15 protein-coding genes are annotated in these 18,550 nt (G+C 71.1%); 6 read left to right on the top strand and 9 right to left on the bottom strand.

All coding sequences use genetic code 11. The features are described 5' to 3' along the window. The first annotated feature begins 197 nt into the window (after positions 1-197). Complete coding sequence (locus ACWD12_RS22425; RefSeq protein ID WP_450100997.1) at positions 198-1,655, top strand: catalase; 1,458 nt, start codon at positions 198-200, stop codon at positions 1,653-1,655. Positions 1,656-1,988: 333 nt separating this feature from the next. Here the strand turns inward: ACWD12_RS22425 and ACWD12_RS22430 are convergent, their stop codons facing one another. The 3 genes from ACWD12_RS22430 to ACWD12_RS22440 all read right to left on the bottom strand — a co-directional run bounded on the left by ACWD12_RS22430 (position 1,989) and on the right by ACWD12_RS22440 (position 4,997). Continuing rightward, on the bottom strand, positions 1,989-2,810 hold the full coding sequence (locus ACWD12_RS22430) for an SAM-dependent methyltransferase (protein ID WP_450100998.1): 822 nt from the start codon (positions 2,808-2,810) through the stop codon (positions 1,989-1,991). 280 nt (positions 2,811-3,090) lie between these two features. Beyond that, positions 3,091-4,176, bottom strand: coding sequence for a helix-turn-helix transcriptional regulator (locus tag ACWD12_RS22435; RefSeq protein ID WP_450100999.1), 1,086 nt, complete (start codon positions 4,174-4,176; stop codon positions 3,091-3,093). Beyond that, complete coding sequence (locus ACWD12_RS22440) at positions 4,173-4,997, bottom strand: DUF4097 family beta strand repeat-containing protein (protein WP_358362789.1); 825 nt, start codon at positions 4,995-4,997, stop codon at positions 4,173-4,175. The genes ACWD12_RS22435 and ACWD12_RS22440 overlap by 4 nt, the downstream gene beginning before the upstream one ends. 273 nt (positions 4,998-5,270) lie before the next feature. Between ACWD12_RS22440 and ACWD12_RS22445 the strand changes: the two genes are divergently transcribed. Next, positions 5,271-6,149, top strand: a complete 879-nt coding sequence (locus tag ACWD12_RS22445; protein WP_450101000.1) for a DUF4184 family protein — start codon at positions 5,271-5,273, stop codon at positions 6,147-6,149. Between the two features lie 103 nt (positions 6,150-6,252). On the opposite strand, the gene ACWD12_RS22450 is transcribed toward ACWD12_RS22445, so the two are convergent. The 4 genes from ACWD12_RS22450 to ACWD12_RS22465 form a co-directional block, all read right to left on the bottom strand. Next, on the bottom strand, positions 6,253-6,429 hold the full coding sequence (locus tag ACWD12_RS22450; protein WP_358362786.1) for a DUF6104 family protein: 177 nt from the start codon (positions 6,427-6,429) through the stop codon (positions 6,253-6,255). 124 nt (positions 6,430-6,553) lie between these two features. Continuing rightward, on the bottom strand, positions 6,554-10,357 hold the full coding sequence (locus ACWD12_RS22455; protein WP_450101001.1) for a multifunctional oxoglutarate decarboxylase/oxoglutarate dehydrogenase thiamine pyrophosphate-binding subunit/dihydrolipoyllysine-residue succinyltransferase subunit: 3,804 nt from the start codon (positions 10,355-10,357) through the stop codon (positions 6,554-6,556). Between the two features lie 361 nt (positions 10,358-10,718). Next, entirely contained in the window at positions 10,719-11,825 is a 1,107-nt protein-coding gene (locus ACWD12_RS22460; protein ID WP_435839185.1) for an ATP-binding protein, read from the bottom strand. Beyond that, on the bottom strand, positions 11,822-12,748 hold the full coding sequence (locus ACWD12_RS22465) for a response regulator transcription factor (protein WP_450101002.1): 927 nt from the start codon (positions 12,746-12,748) through the stop codon (positions 11,822-11,824). The genes ACWD12_RS22460 and ACWD12_RS22465 overlap by 4 nt, the downstream gene beginning before the upstream one ends. Before the next feature lie 386 nt (positions 12,749-13,134). Here ACWD12_RS22465 and ACWD12_RS22470 point away from each other — a divergent pair, with 386 nt between their 5' ends. Then, positions 13,135-14,013: a phosphatase PAP2 family protein gene (locus ACWD12_RS22470; RefSeq protein WP_450101003.1), complete on the top strand. Its 879-nt coding sequence runs from the start codon at positions 13,135-13,137 to the stop codon at positions 14,011-14,013. 100 nt (positions 14,014-14,113) lie between these two features. Further along, a complete protein-coding gene (locus ACWD12_RS22475; protein ID WP_450101004.1) occupies positions 14,114-15,646 on the top strand; it encodes an MFS transporter in 1,533 nt (510 codons plus the stop codon). A gap of 105 nt (positions 15,647-15,751) precedes the next feature. Here the strand turns inward: ACWD12_RS22475 and ACWD12_RS22480 are convergent, their stop codons facing one another. Beyond that, on the bottom strand, positions 15,752-16,009 hold the full coding sequence (locus ACWD12_RS22480) for a hypothetical protein (protein WP_450101005.1): 258 nt from the start codon (positions 16,007-16,009) through the stop codon (positions 15,752-15,754). A gap of 172 nt (positions 16,010-16,181) precedes the next feature. On the opposite strand from ACWD12_RS22480, the gene ACWD12_RS22485 reads away from it, so the two are divergent. Together ACWD12_RS22485 and ACWD12_RS22490 are read left to right on the top strand one after the other, a co-directional pair. Next, positions 16,182-16,610: a nitroreductase family deazaflavin-dependent oxidoreductase gene (locus tag ACWD12_RS22485; RefSeq protein WP_450101006.1), complete on the top strand. Its 429-nt coding sequence runs from the start codon at positions 16,182-16,184 to the stop codon at positions 16,608-16,610. Positions 16,611-16,693: 83 nt separating this feature from the next. Beyond that, positions 16,694-17,491, top strand: a complete 798-nt coding sequence (locus ACWD12_RS22490; RefSeq protein ID WP_450101007.1) for an enoyl-CoA hydratase/isomerase family protein — start codon at positions 16,694-16,696, stop codon at positions 17,489-17,491. 13 nt (positions 17,492-17,504) lie between these two features. On the opposite strand, the gene ACWD12_RS22495 is transcribed toward ACWD12_RS22490, so the two are convergent. Continuing rightward, positions 17,505-18,548, bottom strand: coding sequence for an LLM class flavin-dependent oxidoreductase (locus ACWD12_RS22495; protein ID WP_450101119.1), 1,044 nt, complete (start codon positions 18,546-18,548; stop codon positions 17,505-17,507). Between the last annotated feature and the right edge of the window lie 2 nt (positions 18,549-18,550).

Here is an 18,550-nt window from a genome sequence, read left to right on the forward strand (position 1 = left end):
ACCGAGTTGTCCCGGCGCGGCCCGCGACCGAGTTGTCCCGGCGCGGCCCGCGACCGAGTTGTCCCGGCGCGGCCCGCGACCGAGTTGTCCCGGCGCGGCCCGCGACCGAGTTGTCCCGGCGGGCCGCCGCCAGTCGCGCCCGAGAACACCGCGAACAGAACGCAGAATCGCGTTACCTGATAGGGAGTCAGCACCCCATGACCGACCAGATATTGACGACCGAGTCCGGCGCCCCGGTCGCGGACAACCAGAACTCCGCGCAGGCGGGCATCGGCGGACCGGTCCTGATCCAGGACCAGTACCTGCTGGAAAAGCTGGCCCGCTTCAACCGCGAGCGCATCCCGGAGCGCGTCGTGCACGCACGCGGGTCGGGCGCGTACGGCTTCTTCGAGGTCACCGACGACGTGTCGCGCTACACCAAGGCGCACTTCCTCGGCGAAGTCGGCCGCAAGACCGAGACGTTCCTGCGGTTCTCCACGGTCGCGGGCAACCTCGGCGCGTCCGACGCGGTGCGCGACCCGCGCGGCTTCGCCCTGAAGTTCTACACCGAGCAGGGCAACTACGATCTGGTCGGCAACAACACTCCGGTGTTCTTCATCAAGGACCCCCTGAAGTTCCCGGACTTCATCCACTCGCAGAAGCGCGACCCTTTCACCGGCATCACCGAGGCCGAGAACGTGTGGGACTTCTGGTCGCACTCGCCGGAGGCGACGCACCAGATCACCTGGCTGTTCGGCGACCGTGGCATCCCCGCGTCGTACCGCCACATGAACGGTTTCGGCTCGCACACCTACCAGTGGGTCAACGAGGCCGGCGAGGCGTTCTGGGTGAAGTACCACTTCAAGACGAATCAGGGCGTGCGCTCCCTCACCAACGAGCAGGCGGCCGAACTCGCGGGCGGCGACGCCGACTCGCACCAGCGTGACCTGCACCAGGCGATCGAGCGCGGGGTGTTCCCGTCGTGGACGCTGCACGTGCAGGTGATGCCGGTGGCCGAGGCGGCGAACTACCGCTTCAACCCGTTCGACCTGACCAAGGTCTGGCCGCACGCCGACTACCCGCTGATCAAGGTCGGCCGCCTGGTCCTCGACCGCAACCCGGAGAACGTCTTCGCCGAGGTCGAGCAGGCCGCGTTCAGCCCCGCCAACTTCGTGCCGGGTATCGGTCCTTCGCCGGACAAGATGCTCCAGGGGCGGCTGTTCGCGTACGCCGACGCGCACCGCTACCGCCTCGGCGTCAACCACACCCAACTCGCCGTCAACGCCCCGCACGCGACGGTCGCCCGCAACCACGGCCGCGACGGCGCGATGGCTACCAACGCCGGCGGCCGGGCGAAGAACTACGAGCCGAACAGCTTCGGCGGCCCGTACGAGACCGGCCTGCCGCTCGCCGCCCCGTCGGCCGTGGTCGGCTTCACCGGCACCCACGAGGCCCCGGCACACACCAAGGACGACGACTTCTTCCAGGCCGGCGAGCTGTACCGCCTCATGTCCGCCGAGGAGAAGTCCCGCCTGATCGCCAACCTTGCGGGCTTCATCGGCCAGGTGCAGCGCGACGACATCGTGGAGCGGGTGCTGCCGCACTTCCACGCCGCGGACCCGGAGTACGGTCGCCGCCTGGAGGAGGCCGTACGCGCCATCCGCGAGACGTCCTGACCACCCCTCAGCAGGCGTCCGCCCGGGGAGCGTTCCTCCGCGCCCCGGGCGGACGCCACCCTCGACCGGGGGCCGTACGGCCGGCGAGCGGGGTGGCTCCCCCTCCGAACGGCCCCCGGTGTCCGACCGCCCGTCGGCGAGGCACGTGACATGTGCCGTGTGGATGCCCGCCGAGGGCGCGTGTGCGCAGCGCCAGGAGCCTGACACACAAACAGTGAGGGCCGACGAGCAACCCGCTCGTCGGCCCTCACTGTTGCCGTCACGATCCTCACCGAACGGTGCTCCCGGCAGGGGCGCGTGCGTTGGCGCCCTCTCGTAACAGGCCGAACTTGTTCAGGACTTGCGGGCCACGCCGCCGAACTCGATCCATTCGGCGGACTCCTGGACCGGGGCCGGGCGGCCGTCCGGGCGCCAGGCGGAGATCTCGCCGAGGCCGGGCTCCAGCAGTTCGAGGCCGTCGAAGAACGCCGTGACCTCCTCGGTGCGGCGTACCCGGCCCCAATTGCCCTGCGTGGCGGTGAGCATGAAGTCGGTGAGACGCTCGCGTACCGGGTCGTCGTCCGAGACCAGGTGCGACACGACGATGAAGCTGCCGGGGGCCAGGCGGTCCATGACGCGGCGTACGAGGTCCCCGGGGTCGTCGCTGTCCGGCACGCAGTGCAGCACGGACACGAACAGCGCGGCCACCGGCTCGTCGAAGTCGATGAGCTTCTCGACGTCGGGGTGCGACATGACGCCGTCGGTGTCGCGCATGTCGGCGGTGATCACCGTGGTCGTGGCGTTGTCGGCCAGCAGCGCGCGGCCGTGCGCGAGGACGATCGGGTCGTTGTCGATGTAGACCACGCGGGACGCGGGATGCACCTGCTGGGCGATCTGGTGGACGTTGTCCTGGGTCGGCAACCCGGATCCGTGGTCCAGGAATTGCCGTACGCCGAACTGCTCGGCCAGGACACGGACCGCGCGTTGGAGGTAGCGGCGGTTGTTGACGGCGAGTGCCTGGGTGCCGGGTGCCGCCAGCGACAGCTGGTCGGAGGCTTCCCTGTCGACGGCGAAGTTGTCCTTGCCGCCCAGGTAGTAGTCGTACATGCGGGCCACGCTGGGCACCGAAACGTCGATCCCGGTCGGAGCCCAGTCGCTGGTCGGATCGTCGGACACCCTGTCCCCCCGAACTTTATGACGCTGCGTCAGATGACTGTGTGCAGTCAAACCCTACTTCACCTGCGGTCCGGGTCGAACGCCCGGACACCCCGTGTGTCTCCATCCGAGAACCCAACGGTTTGCGCAACAAGACCACAAGTTCCCCCGCCCTGCCGAGATGACAACCCCACGTCGATGGAACCCCGTGTGCACGCGAACGCCGGGTGCTCCCTCCTGAAATCGGAGGAGCACCCGGCGTTCGCGGTGTCACGGTGCGGGCGTGCAATTGGGCGGCGGATCAGTGTTCGTCGAAGATGGTCTTGAGGTCGGAGCAGGCCTGGACGAGGACGTCGCGGGCTCGGTCGACCTGGCTCGGGGTCAGGCCGGCGTGGCCGGCGGCGGTGTCGATCTCGGTGCGGAAGCGGTCGAAGAGGCGCTGGACGTGGCGGTCCAGGTCGGGGATGGAATGCCTGCCGCCGCCCCTGGGACCCGACTTGGCACCGGCACCGGACTTGGTGTCGCCGCCGGACTTGCCGCCGCCCGACTTGCCGCTGCCCGACTTGGCGCCCGGCCTCGGGCTGGGCTCCGAGCCGGAGCCGGAACCCGGGTCGGACTCGGTGCCCGGCCTCGGGCCGTCCCCGCCGGAACCCCTGGCCGGGTCCGTGGTCTTGGCGGGCCCCGATGCCGCCGCCGCGCCGCCGGTTTCGTCGGTGGGGTCGGTCTCCGCCGCCCACGGGTCGGAGCGGTCGTCCGTCTCGGGGTTCGGGCCGAAGCGCCTGCGGATCTCCTCCTCGAGCAGGTGCGCCCGCTGCTCGGTGAGGCCGGCAAGTCCTTGGGCCAGACCTTCCGCGAGGTCGACCATCTTCTGCGAGAGCGCGGGGCCGAGGCTCTTGGCCCACGCCGACATCGGGTCGTCCTTGCCGCCCCCGCCGGGGACACGCCACGGGGGAGCGGTCGGGCGGCCGTCGGGGCCGCCGCCCGGACGGTGCGCGTCGTCGCGTACGTCGCGCGCCGCCTGGCGCAGTTCGTCGCGCAGGTTGCGGGCCGAGGTGCGGACCTCGTCGCGGATCTCCCGCGCGCGCTCGTACACCGACTCGCGGATCTCGGTCTCCAGGGCGTCCAGTTCCGCCTGGCGCTCGCCCAGTTCGGCGCGGCCGGCGTCGGTGATGCGGTACACCTTGCGGCCGCCCTCGACCGAGTGCGTGACCAGGCCTTCCTGTTCCAGCTTCGCGAGGCGCGGGTACACGGTGCCGGCGGAGGGGGCGTACAGGCCGAGGAAGCGGTCCTGGAGCAGCCGGATGATCTCGTACCCGTGGCGCGGGCTCTCGTCCAGCAGCTTGAGGAGGTACAGCCGAAGGCGTCCGTGGCCGAAGACCGGGGTCATACGCTTACCTTTCCTTCCGGTGCGGGACGCCGCAGCAGGGCGACGTCGCCGGACACCGAGTTGATCCTCAGACGGCCCGTCCCTCCGCCCAACGTGCCCACCAGCCGCGAGGTTCCGAACGCGGTGCGGGCGGTGAGCCCCTCGAACGCCGAACCGACCGTGCCGCCCGACGAGCGGACGTCGACATCCATGTCGCCGTCATGCGGCAGGCGTACCGTCAGCGCCCCCGAAATCGTCGACAGGTGCACATCGTTGCGGCCGAACGCGTCAAGGTCCATCACCATCGCGCCGGAGACCGAGTGCGCGCGGACGCGGCCGCCGGTGCCCTCGACCAACGTGAGGTCGCCCGAGACCGTGGCGACCTGGAAGTCGCCCGCCAGCGACTCGGCTTCGAGGTTGCCGGCCACCGTCGCGGCGTCGACCGAGCCGGTCAGACCGACCAGGGTGATGCCGCCCGCGACGCTACGCACGGTCACACCGCCGTGCATCCCGGAGACCGTGGCGTGCGCGGACATGACCGCGACGTCGATCGTGCAGTCCCACGGCACGGCCAGCGAGACCGTGCAACTGCGGCCGTGGACCTGGCGGTCGAGCCAGGTCTTCGGGTTCTTCCAGGTGAGGTCGTCGTATCCGACCACGAGTTCGGCGGACGCCTCCTCGTGGCGGACGTCGAGCGGCGGCCCCTCCACCGCCGAGACCTCCAGCCGAGCCGGTCCGTCCGTGCCCACGACGTCGACGATTCCGGCGACCGCGCGTACGCGTACGACGCGCACGGGATCGAAGTCGAGCACCTGCGGTTCGGCGACGGTCCACTGGGACATGAATCCCCCCTCCCCTTCCGGCCGTGCGCGGCAGGGCGCACCATGGCCTGGTGGATGGTCCGGCGGCCGCGATACGCGATATATCGCGTGCCCCCGTCATCCACGATATATCGCGTTGACGAGGCGTCAAGAGGCCGGGAACCACCGGCTGTTCCCGCGAGTCCTACAACCGGGGAGATGGCGGTCGGGCAGTGTCGGGCGGGGAGCTCCGACGACGCGTCCGAGGGGCCGCCGCACTTCCCACGACCACGCCCCCGACGTCCAGGACCGTGAATGCCGTTCACCGTGAGCCACATCGCCGCCGTGCTGCCCATGCAGTCGGGGACGCGGACAGGTGCCGGGGAGCGGCGCGGGCCGCTCGTCGCGTCGGCGATGGCCTTCGCCACGATGGTCCCGGACGCGGTGCTCTTCTTCGACTTCGGCTTCCTGCCGTTCTCGTTCACCCGGCAGGACACCCACGCGGTGGTCCCGGGCGTCCTGATGCACAACCTCGCGCTCACCGCGCTCGCGGTCGCCGTCTGGCACCTGCTGCTCCTGCGCCCGCTCCTGGCCCTCCTGCCGGAGGCGGTACGCGCGCGCGTCGAGACGCCCCTGCTGCCCCGCCTCCCCGCCGACCTGCGCGCCGCCCGCCGCGAAGGCCGCCCGGTCGCCGGTGAACTCCTCGGCACCGCGGGCTGGTTCGCGGTGTCCGCGTGGATCGGCTCGACGACCCACATCTTCTGGGACGCCTGGACGCACCACGGCGACCCCGGCGTCGCCGACGTCGCGCCCTGGCTGCGCGAGCCGAGCTTCCTGCCCGACGGCCGCCCGTGGTTCAGCGTGCTCCAGTACACGAGCACTTTCGTCGGCCTGATCGCCCTCACCTGGTGGGGCCTGCGCCGGTACGCCGCGCTCCCCGCGCATCCGCCCCGTCCCGCGATGCGCATCCCGGTGGCCGCCCGCGCCGCGGTGGCGGGCGCGCTGGTCCTGGCGGGCACGGTCGGCGCCGTACGCGCCTCCCACTCCCACGTCGAACAGCCCTTCGACGTCTTCGGCTTCTACTTCGCCACCGGCTTCGGCCGCTGGACCGCGGTCGCGCTGCTCCTCTACGGCACGACCTGGCTTCTGTGGCGCGCCACCACCGCCCAGCGCCTCTCGCGCTCGTCGGCATGAGCGTGCCGGGTGCGGGTGCGGGTGCCTAGACGGATGCGGATGCGGAGGCGAGCAAGGGGGCGTCGCGCGAGGCGTTGCGCGGGCCGCCCGCGCACCGACCGGGTCAGTCGTCCTCGTCGTCGAGCCGGGCGAGCCAGGTGGCCAGGCGCTCGACCGGGGTCTCGAACTCGGGGTTGAGGTCGACGAAGGTACGCAGCTGCTCGGCCAGCCACGCGAAGGTGACCTCCTCCTCGCCGCGCCGGCTCTCCAGCTCCTCGATGCCCCGGTCGGTGAAGTACACGTGCTCTCCCGATAGATGAGCCCACTGAGGGACGAACGGACGGGTCCGCCCCGGCGCATCGTAGGCGCCGGGGCGGACCCGTCGGAAATACCGCCCGGACCGCGCGCGGTCCGGGGTACCGCTGCTACTTGAACGCCTCGGCGACCAGCTCCTGCTGCTCGGCCTCGTGGCGCTTGGCCGAGCCGACCGCGGGCGACGACGCCGCCGGGCGGGCGATGCGGCGCGGCGTCGGCAGCCCCGCCTCGACCAGGTTGAGCGCGATGAACGGCCACGGGCCCTGGTTGGCCGGCTCCTCCTGGGCCCACACGAGCTCCAGGCCGTTGCCGTACCGGTCCATGCCGTACCGGGTCAGCTCGGCGCGCATCTCCTCGACCGGGAGCGGGTACAGCCGCTCGACGCGCACGATCGCGACGTCGTCGACACCCGACTTGGTCCGCGCGGACTCCAGGTCGTAGTAGAACTTGCCGGACGTCATGACCACGCGGCGCACCTTCGACGGGTCCACCGTGGTGTCGCCGATGACGGGGCGGAACTCGCCGGAGGTGAACTCCTCGATCTTCGACGCCGCGGCCTTGAGGCGCAGCATCGACTTCGGGGTGAACACCACGAGCGGCTTGTGGTGCGGGTTGTGCGTCTGCCAGCGCAGCAGGTGGAAGTAGTTGCTGGGCAGCGTGGGCGAGGCGACCGTCATGTTGTTCTGGGCGCACAGCTGGAGGTAGCGCTCGATGCGCGCCGAGCTGTGGTCCGGGCCCTGGCCCTCGAAGCCGTGCGGCAGCAGCAGGACCACACCGGAGTGCTGGTTCCACTTCTGCTCGGCCGACGAGATGAACTCGTCCATGATGGTCTGCGCGCCGTTGGCGAAGTCGCCGAACTGCGCCTCCCACAGCACCAGCGCGTTGGGCCGCGCCAGCGAGTAGCCGTACTCGAAGCCCATCGCCGCGAACTCGCTGAGCAGCGAGTCGTAGACGGTGTACTTCGCCTGCTCGGGCGTGAGGTTCGCCAGCGGCGTCCACTCGCCGCCCGAGTCGCGGTCCACCAGCACCGCGTGGCGCTGGCCGAAGGTGCCGCGGCGCGAGTCCTGGCCGACCAGGCGGACCGGGTGGCCCTCCATCAGCAGCGAGCCGAACGCGAGCGTCTCGCCCATCGCCCAGTCGATCGTGCCGTCCTCGACCATCGCCGCGCGGCGCTGCAACTGCGGCTGCAGGCGCGGGTGCACGGTGAAGCCGTCGGGCAGCGAGATCTGCGACTCGACGATGCGCTTGACCGTCTCGGCGGCGATCGCGGTCTGCGCGGACGCCGGGAACTCCGGCAGCTCCTGCGGCGCGGCGTGCGCCAAGGGCTGCGCGGTGGTGGCCTCGCGGACCTCCGCGAACACCTTCTCCAGCTGGTCCTGGTAGTCCTTCAGCGCCTGTTCGGCCTCTTCGACGGTGATGTCGCCGCGGCCGATGAGCGCCTCGGTGTAGAGCTTGCGGACCGAGCGCTTCTTGTCGATCAGGTCGTACATGAGCGGCTGCGTGAACGACGGGTTGTCGGCCTCGTTGTGGCCGCGGCGGCGGTAGCAGATGAGGTCGATCACGACGTCCTTGTGGAACGCCTGCCGGTACTCGAACGCCAGTTGTGCGACGCGCACGCACGCCTCGGGGTCGTCGCCGTTCACGTGGAAGATCGGCGCCTCGACCATGCGGGCCACGTCGGTGGCGTACATCGACGAGCGCGACGCGGCCGGGGCGGCGGTGAAGCCGACCTGGTTGTTGATCACCACGTGCACGGTGCCGCCGGTGCGGTAGCCGCGCAGCTGCGACATGTTCAGCGTCTCGGCCACGACGCCCTGGCCGGCGAAGGCCGCGTCGCCGTGCAGCAGCAGCGGCAGCACGGTGAAGCCGGCTCCGGCCATGTCGATGATGTCCTGCTTGGCGCGCACGACGCCCTCGAGGACCGGGTTGACGGCCTCCAAGTGCGACGGGTTCGCCACCAGCGACACCTTGACCTGCGCGCCGTCCTCGGAGGTGAACGTGCCCTCCGCGCCCAGGTGGTACTTCACGTCGCCCGAGCCGTGCATCGACTTGGGGTCGATGTTGCCCTCGAACTCGCGGAAGACCTGCGCGTAGCTCTTGCCGACGATGTTGGTCAGCACGTTGAGGCGGCCGCGGTGGGCCATGCCGATCGAGACCTCGTCGAGGCCCGCCTCGGCGGCCGACGACAGGATCGCGTCGAGCAGCGGGATCGTCGACTCGCCGCCCTCCAGCGAGAAGCGCTTCTGGCCGACGTACTTGGTGGCGAGGAACGTCTCGAACGCCTCGGCCGCGTTGAGCTTGCGCAGCACCCGGAGCTGGTCCTCGCGGTCAGGCTTGGTGTGCGGCAGCTCGATGCGGTGCTGGATCCAGCTGCGCTGCTGCGGGTCCTGGATGTGCATGTACTCGACGCCGACGGTGCGGCAGTACGAGTCGCGCAGCACGCCGAGCACCTCGCGCAGCGTCATCATCGACTGCCCGGCGAAGCCGCCGACCGCGAACTCGCGCTCCAGGTCCCACAGCGTCAGCCCGTGCTCGACGACGTCGAGGTCCGGGTGGCGGCGCTGCTTGTACTCGAGCGGGTCGGTGTCGGCCATGAGGTGGCCGCGTACGCGGTACGAGTGGATCAGCTCCTGCACGCGCGCCGTCTTGTTGACGTCGTCCTCGTGGCTCGCGGAGATGTCCTGCACCCAGCGCACCGGCTCGTACGGGATGCGCAGGGAGGCGAAGATCTCGTCGTAGAACCCGCCCTCGCCCAGGAGGAGCTGGTGCATGCGACGCAGGAACTCGCCCGACTGCGCACCCTGGATGATCCGGTGGTCGTAAGTGCTGGTCAGGGTGAGGATCTTGCTGACCGCGAGGCGGGCCATGGTGTCCGAGGACGCACCCTGGAACTCCGCCGGGTACTCCATCGCGCCGACGCCGACGATCGTGCCCTGGCCGGGCATGAGGCGCGGGACGGAGTGCACCGTGCCGATGCCGCCCGGGTTGGTCAGCGAGACCGTGACGCCCTGGAAGTCGTCCACCGTGAGCTTGTTGGCGCGGGCGCGGCGCACGATGTCCTCGTACGCCTGCCAGAAGCCGAAGAAGTCCATCTCTTCGGCCTTCTTGATCGCCGCCACGACCAGCTGCCGGTCGCCGTTGGGCTTGGTCAGGTCGATCGCGAGGCCGAGGTTGATGTGCTCGGGCTTGACCAGGAAGGGCTTGCCGTCCTTCTCCTGGTAGCCGTGGTTCATCGCCGGCATCGTCTTGAGCGCCTGGACCAGCGCGTACCCGATGAAGTGCGTGAACGAGACCTTGCCGCCGCGGGCCCGCTTGAGGTGGTTGTTCACCACGATGCGGTTGTCGATCAGCAGCTTCGCCGGAACGGCGCGCACGCTGGTCGCGGTGGGGATGACGAGGCTCGCGTCCATGTTGGTCACGACGCGCGCGGCCGGGCCCTTGATGGCCACGGTCTCGGGGCCCGCGCCGGCCGGGGCCGGCGCGGGGGCGGCCGACTTCGGCTTGGCGGGCGGCGGATCGGCCGGCGTCGGCTTGGCAGGGGCCGCGCTGCCGGCGGTCGCGCCGGCGTTGGTCGATACGCCGCTGGTGACCATCGGATGGCTGGACGCCGGTGCCGGTGTCGTCGCCGCCGCACCGGCGGCTGCCGGAGCCGCGGGAACGGTGGCGGGGGCTGCCGCGGCTGCGGCCTGGCTCGGTGCGGGCGCGGTGCCGGCGGCGCCGGGCGCACTCGGAGTGCTGGTGGTGATGGGACCGCTCCGGTTCGACGAGTCTGCGGCGGGTGCGGTTACCGCGTCTCCGCTGGGCTTGTAGTCGGCGAAGAAATCCCACCAGGCACGGTCCACAGAATTGGGATCCTGTAGGTACTGCTGGTAGATCTCGTCGACAAGCCACTCGTTGGGGCCGAAGCTGGCCATCGGGTTGCTAGGGGACTGTGACGACACGGCGGCAACCGCCCTCTTCCGCTTCCTGGGGTGGTGGACAGCGGGAAACAAGGCTACGCCCTTTCGGCCATGGTGCGCAGGCCCTACGTCCTACGCGTCGCGTAGATCACAGAGAGATGACCGAGTGGCGGAGATTTGTCCCTTAATAGGGGATTCTAGGTGACGGAACGTCATAACCGGAACGTCGGTCCCTATCCACATTCCGTTGCCGCCGTGCGCTGAACACGCGCCCACCTGTGCTTGGCCAGTACAACTGTGCGAGAAGTCGTCTTGTGAGGATTTGTCATCGTCACGGAACGTCATCAATCGGACGTCCACGTTTCCAGTCGCGGACTCAGCCCGCATCCTGCCGCGCACGGCCCGCGTCGGCCGGGAGGACGACCCTGATCCGGCACCCGTAGAGCGACTCCGCGACCGCGATCTCACCGCCGTGCAGATCCACCGCCCAGCGCGCGATCGCCAGCCCCAGACCGGTCCCGCCGCCCTCCCGCCGACCGCCCGCGCCCCGGTACGGCACCGCCGCGCCCTCGCCGCCGATCGCCGAGCGGTCGCCGCCCCGGATGAACCGCTCGAACACGCGCGTACGCTCCTCGCGCGGAATGCCCGGCCCCTGGTCCTGCACTTCCAGGCGCAGGCTGCCCGGCACGTCCTCCTGGTGCGCGTGCAGGCTGACGCGGCCACCCGGCGGCGAGTGGCGGCAGGCGTTCGCCAGCAGGTTGGTGACCACCTGGTGCAGGCGCTCGGTGTCGGCGACGGCGTTGAGCGCGGCCGGCTCGACGTCCACGACGAAGACGACGTCGTGGCCGAGTGCCTCGGCCTCGCGCAGCACGGACTCCAGGAACGGGCGTACCGCGAACTCGCGCGGCCGCAGCGGCACCACGCCGGCGTCCAGGCGCGACAGGTCCAGCAGGTCCGCGACGAGGCGGCCCAGCCGCTCGGTCTGGGTGAGGGCCTGGCCCAGATGCTCCTTGTCGGGCTCCTGCACGCCGTCGACCATGTTCTCCAGCAGCGCCTGGAGTCCGGCGATCGGGGTACGCAGCTCGTGCGACACGTTCGCGACCAGCTCGCGCCGGTGCCGGTCGACCTGTTCGAGGTCCGACGCCATGCGGTTGAACGCGCTCGCCAGCTGCCCGACCTCGTCGCGCGAGGTGTCGCGCACCCGACGCGAGTAGTCGCCGCGGGCCATCGCCCGGGCGGCGGCGGTCATCTCGCGCAGCGGCGACGTCATGCCGTGCGCGAGCAGCAGGGTGACCGACAGGCATGCGAGCGAAGTGACCACGAACATGTAGCGGAACTGCACTTCGGCCCGCAGTCCCAGGATCATCAGCAGCGTCGAGACGAACACCGAGGTGACGACCAGCACCCCGAGCTTCGTCTTGATCGAGCGCAGCGGGTCGAGCGGCCGGGCGTGCAGCCACGCGGGCCGCGGCACCGCCGTCACCCGCCGTGTGGGCCGGCCTGGCCCGGTACCCCGCCCGACGTGCCGGGGAGGCCGGGGGCACCGACGCCGGGTGCGCCAGGCCCGGGTGCGCCAGGCCCGGGTGCGCCAGGCCCGGGCGCACCGGGGACCCCGGGGGTCTCCAGCGCGTACCCGACCCCGTGCACGGTCCGGATCCACTCCGCGCCCAGCTTGCGGCGCAGGGCCTTGATGTGGCTGTCGACCGTACGCGTGCCCGACGCGTCCACCCAGTCCCACACCTCGGCGAGCAACTGCTCGCGCGACAGCACCGCGCGCGGCCGGGACGCCAGGCACACCAGCAGGTCGAACTCCGTCGGCGTGAGGTGCACCTCGGCGCTGTCGAGGTGGACGCGGCGCTGTGTGCGGTCCACGCGCAGCCCGCCCAGCCGCATCGTCTCGGGCGCCGCCTGCCGCGCGGCCGCCTCGGCGCGCTCCATGCGCCGCAGCAGCACGTGCACGCGCGCGACCAGCTCACGCATCGAGAAGGGCTTGGTCATGTAGTCGTCCGCGCCGACGGCGAGGCCCACGAGCAGGTCCGTCTCGTCGTCGCGCGCGGTCAGCATCAGGACGGGCACGGCCGGGTGCGCGGCATGGATGCGCCGGCACACCTCCAGGCCGTCCAGTCCCGGCAGCATGACGTCGAGCACGACCACGTCCGGGCGTGTCTGCTCGGCCAGCGCGACCGCGGCCGGGCCGTCCATCGCGACGGCGGTGGTGAACCCCTCTGCGCGCAGCCGGGCAGCCACCGCCTCGGCGATGGTCGGCTCGTCCTCGACCACCAGGACCAGGCGCTGCTCGCCCGGACCGGCCACCGGGACGGCGTGTGCGGCCGCGGGCCCGGCCGACGGCGGGCGGGGCGGCGAGGCGGACGACGACGAGGACGCGGACGCGTTGTGGTCGGTCATGGACCGCAGCGTACGGAGGGAACACAGGTCTCGGTACAGAGGTTGAGTCCTTAGGAGGCAGGCTCCGTCCTCAGGCGGATGCCCGCCCGCCGATGAGTCCCATAGCCTCGTGGAGTCTTCTTTTCGGGTCTCCTCGCAGGGGGACTCGTCGGTTTTCGTCAGGGGAGTGCTCGGGCGCCTTCGGGTCGTCTTCGGGGATTCCGGCAACCGAAAGCCACCGAGGGGTGTCTGAGAGGTTGCGGGCCCAAGGCCGCTGATTGTGTTGCAGGTTGACGGCGGGCTTAGGCTGGCCGACGGCCCAAATTCACCACTTGGTGACCGTGGGCGATGAAGTGGTTACGAAGATGGCACATCTGACCGGGCGTCAGGACGGAGATGGGGGAGCGGTGATCAGCAGACTCAAAGCGAGGGCTACCGGACAGCCGGACCTCGCCACCGCCGCCGCATCCGCCGCATCCGTCGCCGAGCCGAAGCCGCTCACCCCGGAGGAGGCCGCCGCCGCGAAGCGCGCCAAGCGCCGCAAGTACGCGCGTGACGCCTTCCGCGAGCTGCTGCTCGTCGCGGCGCTGTTCCTGGTCTACAAGTTCGGGCGCGGGCTCGCGTCCAGTGCGGACAGCAAGGCCTTCGACAACGCCAAGGAAGTCCTGAACATCCAGAACGCGCTGCGTCTGCCGGACGAGTCGGTGGTGCAGCACTGGTGGATTCAGTCCGAGTGGCTGAGGTCGTTCGCGAACCAGTACTACGCCTACGTGCACTTCCCGGTCACCGTGGCATTCCTGATCTGGCTGTGGGTCCGGCACCGCGACCACTACAAGTGGATACGGAATCTGCTGGCCATAATGACCGGCGTCGCGCTGGTCATCCACATCCTGGTGCCGCTGGCCCCGCCCCGGATGATGCCCGGCTTCGAGGACACCGGCATGGCCGACGGCACCTCGCCCTACTCCGGCGCCGGTGCCAAGATCGCGAACCAGTACGCCGCGATGCCCTCGCTGCACTTCGGCTGGGCCGTCGTCGTCGCCATCGGCGTCATGGCCGTCTGGTGCAACCGCGACCCGCTCCGCCGCGCCGGCAGCAAGCTCATCTGGCTCCATCCCGCGATAACGCTGCTCGTGATCGTCGTGACCGCCAACCACTACTGGCTGGACGCCTTCGTCGCGACGCTCCTGCTGGCCATCGCGATGGTGATCGTGCCGTTCCCGGACCGCTCGCCGCACGCGAAGCTGGTCCGGATAATCCCCGCGCCACGCGTCCCGGTGCGCTGACGCCGGACGCCTTCCGAAGCACCACCGGAGCCCGTGCGGGCCTTGCCCGTACGGGCTCTTCAGCGCGCGGCGGCCCCGTGCACCCACCATCATCGGGGGTATGGCTGATGCGGCGCGGGTGGGCGAGATCAGGTACGGCTCGGCCACCGGACGGTGGATCCTGCTCACGACGGTCCTCGGCTCCGGCATCGTCATGCTGGACGGCACGGTCGTCAACGTGGCCCTGCCGACCATCGGCCGGGACCTGAACACCTCGGTCTCCGCGCTCCAGTGGATCGTCAACGCGTACACCCTCACCCTCGCGGGCCTGATCCTGCTCGGCGGCGCGCTCGGGGACCGCTACGGCCGCCGGAAGGTCTTCGTCATCGGCGTCGCGTGGTTCGCCGTCGCCTCGCTGCTGTGCGGCATCGCGCCCAACGCCGAGATGCTCATCCTGGCCCGGGCCCTGCAAGGCATCGGCGGGGCCCTGCTCACCCCGGGGTCGCTGGCGATCATCCAGGCGACCTTCCACGCCGACGACCGGCCGCGCGCGGTCGGGGCGTGGTCCGGGCTCGGCGGCGTGGCCACCGCGATCGGGCCGTTCCTGGGCGGCTGGCTGGTCGACTCGGTCAACTGGCGATGGATCTTCCTGATCAACCTGCCGCTCGCGGCGGTCACCATCGTGGTGGCGCTCAAGCACGTGCCCGAGACGTTCGACGCCCGGCAGTCCGGCCGCTTCGACATCAGCGGCGCCGCGCTCGCGGCCCTCGGTCTCGCAGGGGTGACGTGGGCGCTGATCTCCGCCCCCGACTCGCTGCCGACCGCGGTGGTCGCCGGGGTCGCGGGCATCGCGGCGGGGGTCGCGTTCGTGATGGTCGAGCGGCGCGTACGCGAGCCCATGCTGCCGCTGGACGTGTTCTCGTCCCGCCAGTTCACCGCCGTCAACATCGTGACCCTGTGTGTGTACGCCGCGCTCAGCGCCGTCCTGTTTTTCCTGGTCTTGCAGCTACAGACGGTCTCCGGCTACTCGCCGCAGAACTCCGGCCTCGCCACCTTGCCGATCACCGTCCTGATGCTGCTGCTGTCCGCACGTGCGGGTGACCTCGCCAAGCGCATGGGGCCGCGCCTGCCGATGACGGTCGGGCCGCTGCTGTGCGCGGGCGGCCTGCTGCTGATGCTGCGGATCGGGGCGGACGCGCCGTACATCACGGAGGTGCTGCCGGGTGTCGCGCTGCTGGGCCTCGGGTTGTCGGTGACCGTCGCCCCGCTGACCGCGACGGTGCTGGCGTCGGTGGACGTCGCCCGGGCGGGCATCGCCTCGGGTGTCAACAACGCCGCCGCCCGCGCGGCCGGCCTGCTGGCGGTGGCCGGGCTCCCGGCGATCGTGGGCATGACCGGGGACGGTTACCGGGTCCCGGCGACCGTGGATTCGGGCTTCGACAAGGCGATGTGGATCTGCGCCGGACTGCTGGTGCTCGGAGCCGTGCTCGCCTGGACGACCGTGCGCTCCGACGCGCTGGAGGTCACCGCGGACTCCGGGCCGCGTGCGGAGCCCGCCTGCCGGACGAACTGCGCGGTGGGCGCGCCCCCGCTGGAGGGCGACATCTCCGCCGCCCCGTCCGCTCCGGGCGGCAAGGCGCTGCCCGGCGCCTGACGCGCCGGTCGGCGAAGTGGAAGACGATGCCGGGCGTGGAAGAACTGCCGGAAGCGGTGGGCGGCCGACTTGCCGTCGGAGCCCCGCGGCAACCCGGTCACGGCGCTACAGGCCGGTGAGTTCGCTCGGGGCCAGGCGGAGGGTTTGGTGGTCGGTGCTCGCGCAGCCGTCGTGGTCGATGGGGAGCGGTCCGCCGAGGTGGAAGGCCTTGCCGAGGTCGTGGCCGCTCTCGCCGCAGTCGGACCGGAGCGCGAGGTCCCCGAGCGGCGGTTCGGCGGCCTGGGCCTGGGCCGGTGCTGCGGAGGCGAGGCCGGCGGCCGCGGCGACCGCGACGAGGGGAGGCACTACGAGGTGACTACGCATATCAGGTTCTTTCTCAGTTCTTGATGTGTCTGGTCCGTTTGTAGTGGACAAGCGGCGAATGTCAGCCGGGTGTCGGCCACCGGTGGGCGTGTCGGCGCCCGGTTTCGTTGCGGGTACCGGGGGGCCGTGGCCTAACGTGCGGGAGACCGCGTACACGGAGAAACGGACCCTGATGAGCCCGCAGGACATGAGGCGGTTCAACGCCGCGCTGATCGCCGAGTTCAGGGCCAACGGCGGTCGTCTCGGCGGGGCCTTCGAAGGCCGGCAGATGCTGCTCCTGACCACGACCGGGCGGCACAGCGGTGTGCCGCGAACGTCGCCGCTCGCGTACTCGGGCGACGGGTCCCGCTACGTCGTCACGGCCTCGAACCGCGGTTCGGACCGGCACCCGGAGTGGTACCGCAACTTGCTCGCCGACCCCGCCGCGATCGTCGAGGCCGGAGACCGTACGTTCGTGGTGCGGGCCACCGAAGTCGTCGAGCCCGCCGAGCGGGAGCGACTGTGGGCCGCGCACAAGGCGCTTGTGCCGTCCTTCGGCGACTACGAGACCGCGACCGCGCGGACGATCCCGGTGCTCGTGCTGGAACCCCTCGCCGGGTAGCGCCGGGCGGCCCCCGTACCGTGGTCGCCACGGGACCGGACCCTTGCGCGGCCGGTACGGCGGAGGGAAGGCGGGACAGCGGCATGGGCGCACGGCAGGTGGACACCGGAGTCGCGGGGCTGGCCCTCGGCGTCGAGGACGGCGTCGCGACGCTGCGCATCGACCGGCCCGAGGCGCGCGGCGCGCTGACGGCCGCGATGTGGTCGGCGATCCCGGACATCCTCGCCGGCCTGGAGGTCGACCGCGAGGTGCGCGTCCTGGTGCTCACCGGCACCGACGGCGTCTTCTCCGCGGGCGCGGACATCCGCGAACTCCAGGGCCACTACGCCACGGCCGAGTCGGCCGACGCCTACCACGCGTTGAACGCGGCGGCGGAGCAGGCGCTCGCCGCCTTCCCGAAGCCGACGATCGCCTTCGTGCGGGGCGCGTGCGTGGGCGGCGGCTGCCAACTCGCCGTGGCGTGCGACCTGCGATTCGCGGACGCCACCGCGCGGTTCGGCGTGACCCCGGCGAAGCTCGGCATCGTGTACGACGCGGGCTCCACCGCCCGCCTTGCCCGCGTCGTCGGTGTCGCGACCGCCAAGTACCTGTTGTTCTCGGCCGAGTTGATGGACAGTCAGCAGGCTTTGAGGGTCGGGCTGGTGGAGGACGTCTTCAGGCCCGAGGCAGCCGAGGAGCGCGTGTACGCCTTCGCCCGCACCATCGCGTCGCGCTCCCAGCTCACCGTGCGCGCGGCCAAGGACCTGCTGAGCACCGCGACCCCGGACCCGGAGCGCGTGCACGCGTGGGAGCAGCGCTCGCGGGCGTCGGCAGACGTACGCGAGGGCCTCGCCGCCTTCACCGAACGCCGCGCGCCCCACTTCACGTGGGGGACCGAGTAGGCGGCTCACGGGTTCAACCGACTTCGCGCACCAGCTCGATCGCGCGGCCCAGGGTGTCGAGGCGGTCGGCGATCGTGGCACCGGACGGGTACATGCGTACCGTCGTGACGCCTACGTCCTGCCATACGCGGAGGCGCTCGCGGACCATGTCCTCGGTGCCGATGAGCGTGGTGGCGAGCACCATCTCGTCGGTCACGAGCCCGGCCGCGCCGTCGCGGTCGCCGGCCTGCCAGCGCTCGCGTACCTCGGCCGCGACCTCGGCCCAACCCTGCCTGCTGTAGGCGTTGTTGTAGAAGTTCGTGCGGCCGGAGCCCATGCCGCCGAGGGAGAAGGCGAGTTCCTTCTTCCGCTCGCCGACGTACGCGGTCAACTCCTCCTGGTCGTCGACGAAGTAGACCTCCGCGCCCTGGCAGACGTCGAGGTCGGCGCGCGTACGCCCGCTCGCGGCAAGCCCCGCGTCCAGGTGCGCGAAGTACGCCTGCGAGCCCTCCGGCACGAAGCTGGTGCCGAGCCACCCGTCCGCGACCTGTCCCGTCAGTTCGAGCATCTTCGGCGACATCGACGCGAGGTACACCGGCACCTCCACCGAGGGCATGCTCACGCGCATCGGCCGCCCCTCGCCGTCCGGCAGCGGGATCGCGAACGCCTCGCCCGAGTAGGCGACTTTGTCTCCCGCGAACACGCTGCGCACGATCTCGACGGTCTCGCGCATCCGCGTCAGCGGTCGTGCGAACGGCACGCCGTGCAACCCTTCGACGACCTGCGGGCCGGACGGCCCCAGGCCGAGCAGAAAGCGCCCTTCGGTCATGTGCGCCAGCGACATCGCGGCCTGTGCGACGGCCACCGGCGTGCGCGTGCCCAGTTGGATGACGCCGGAGCCGAGCAGCATGCGATTGGTGCAGGCCGCCAGATAGCCCAGCGTCGACGGGGCGTCGGACCCCCACGCCTCCGCCACCCAGCAGATGTCGAGACCGATCTTCTCCGCCTCGACGGCGAAGTCGACGGTCTCCGCCCAACTCGGCCCGCCGGAGCCCTCGATCGTCGTCGCGGTACGCATCG

This window comes from Streptodolium elevatio, assembly GCF_053592165.1.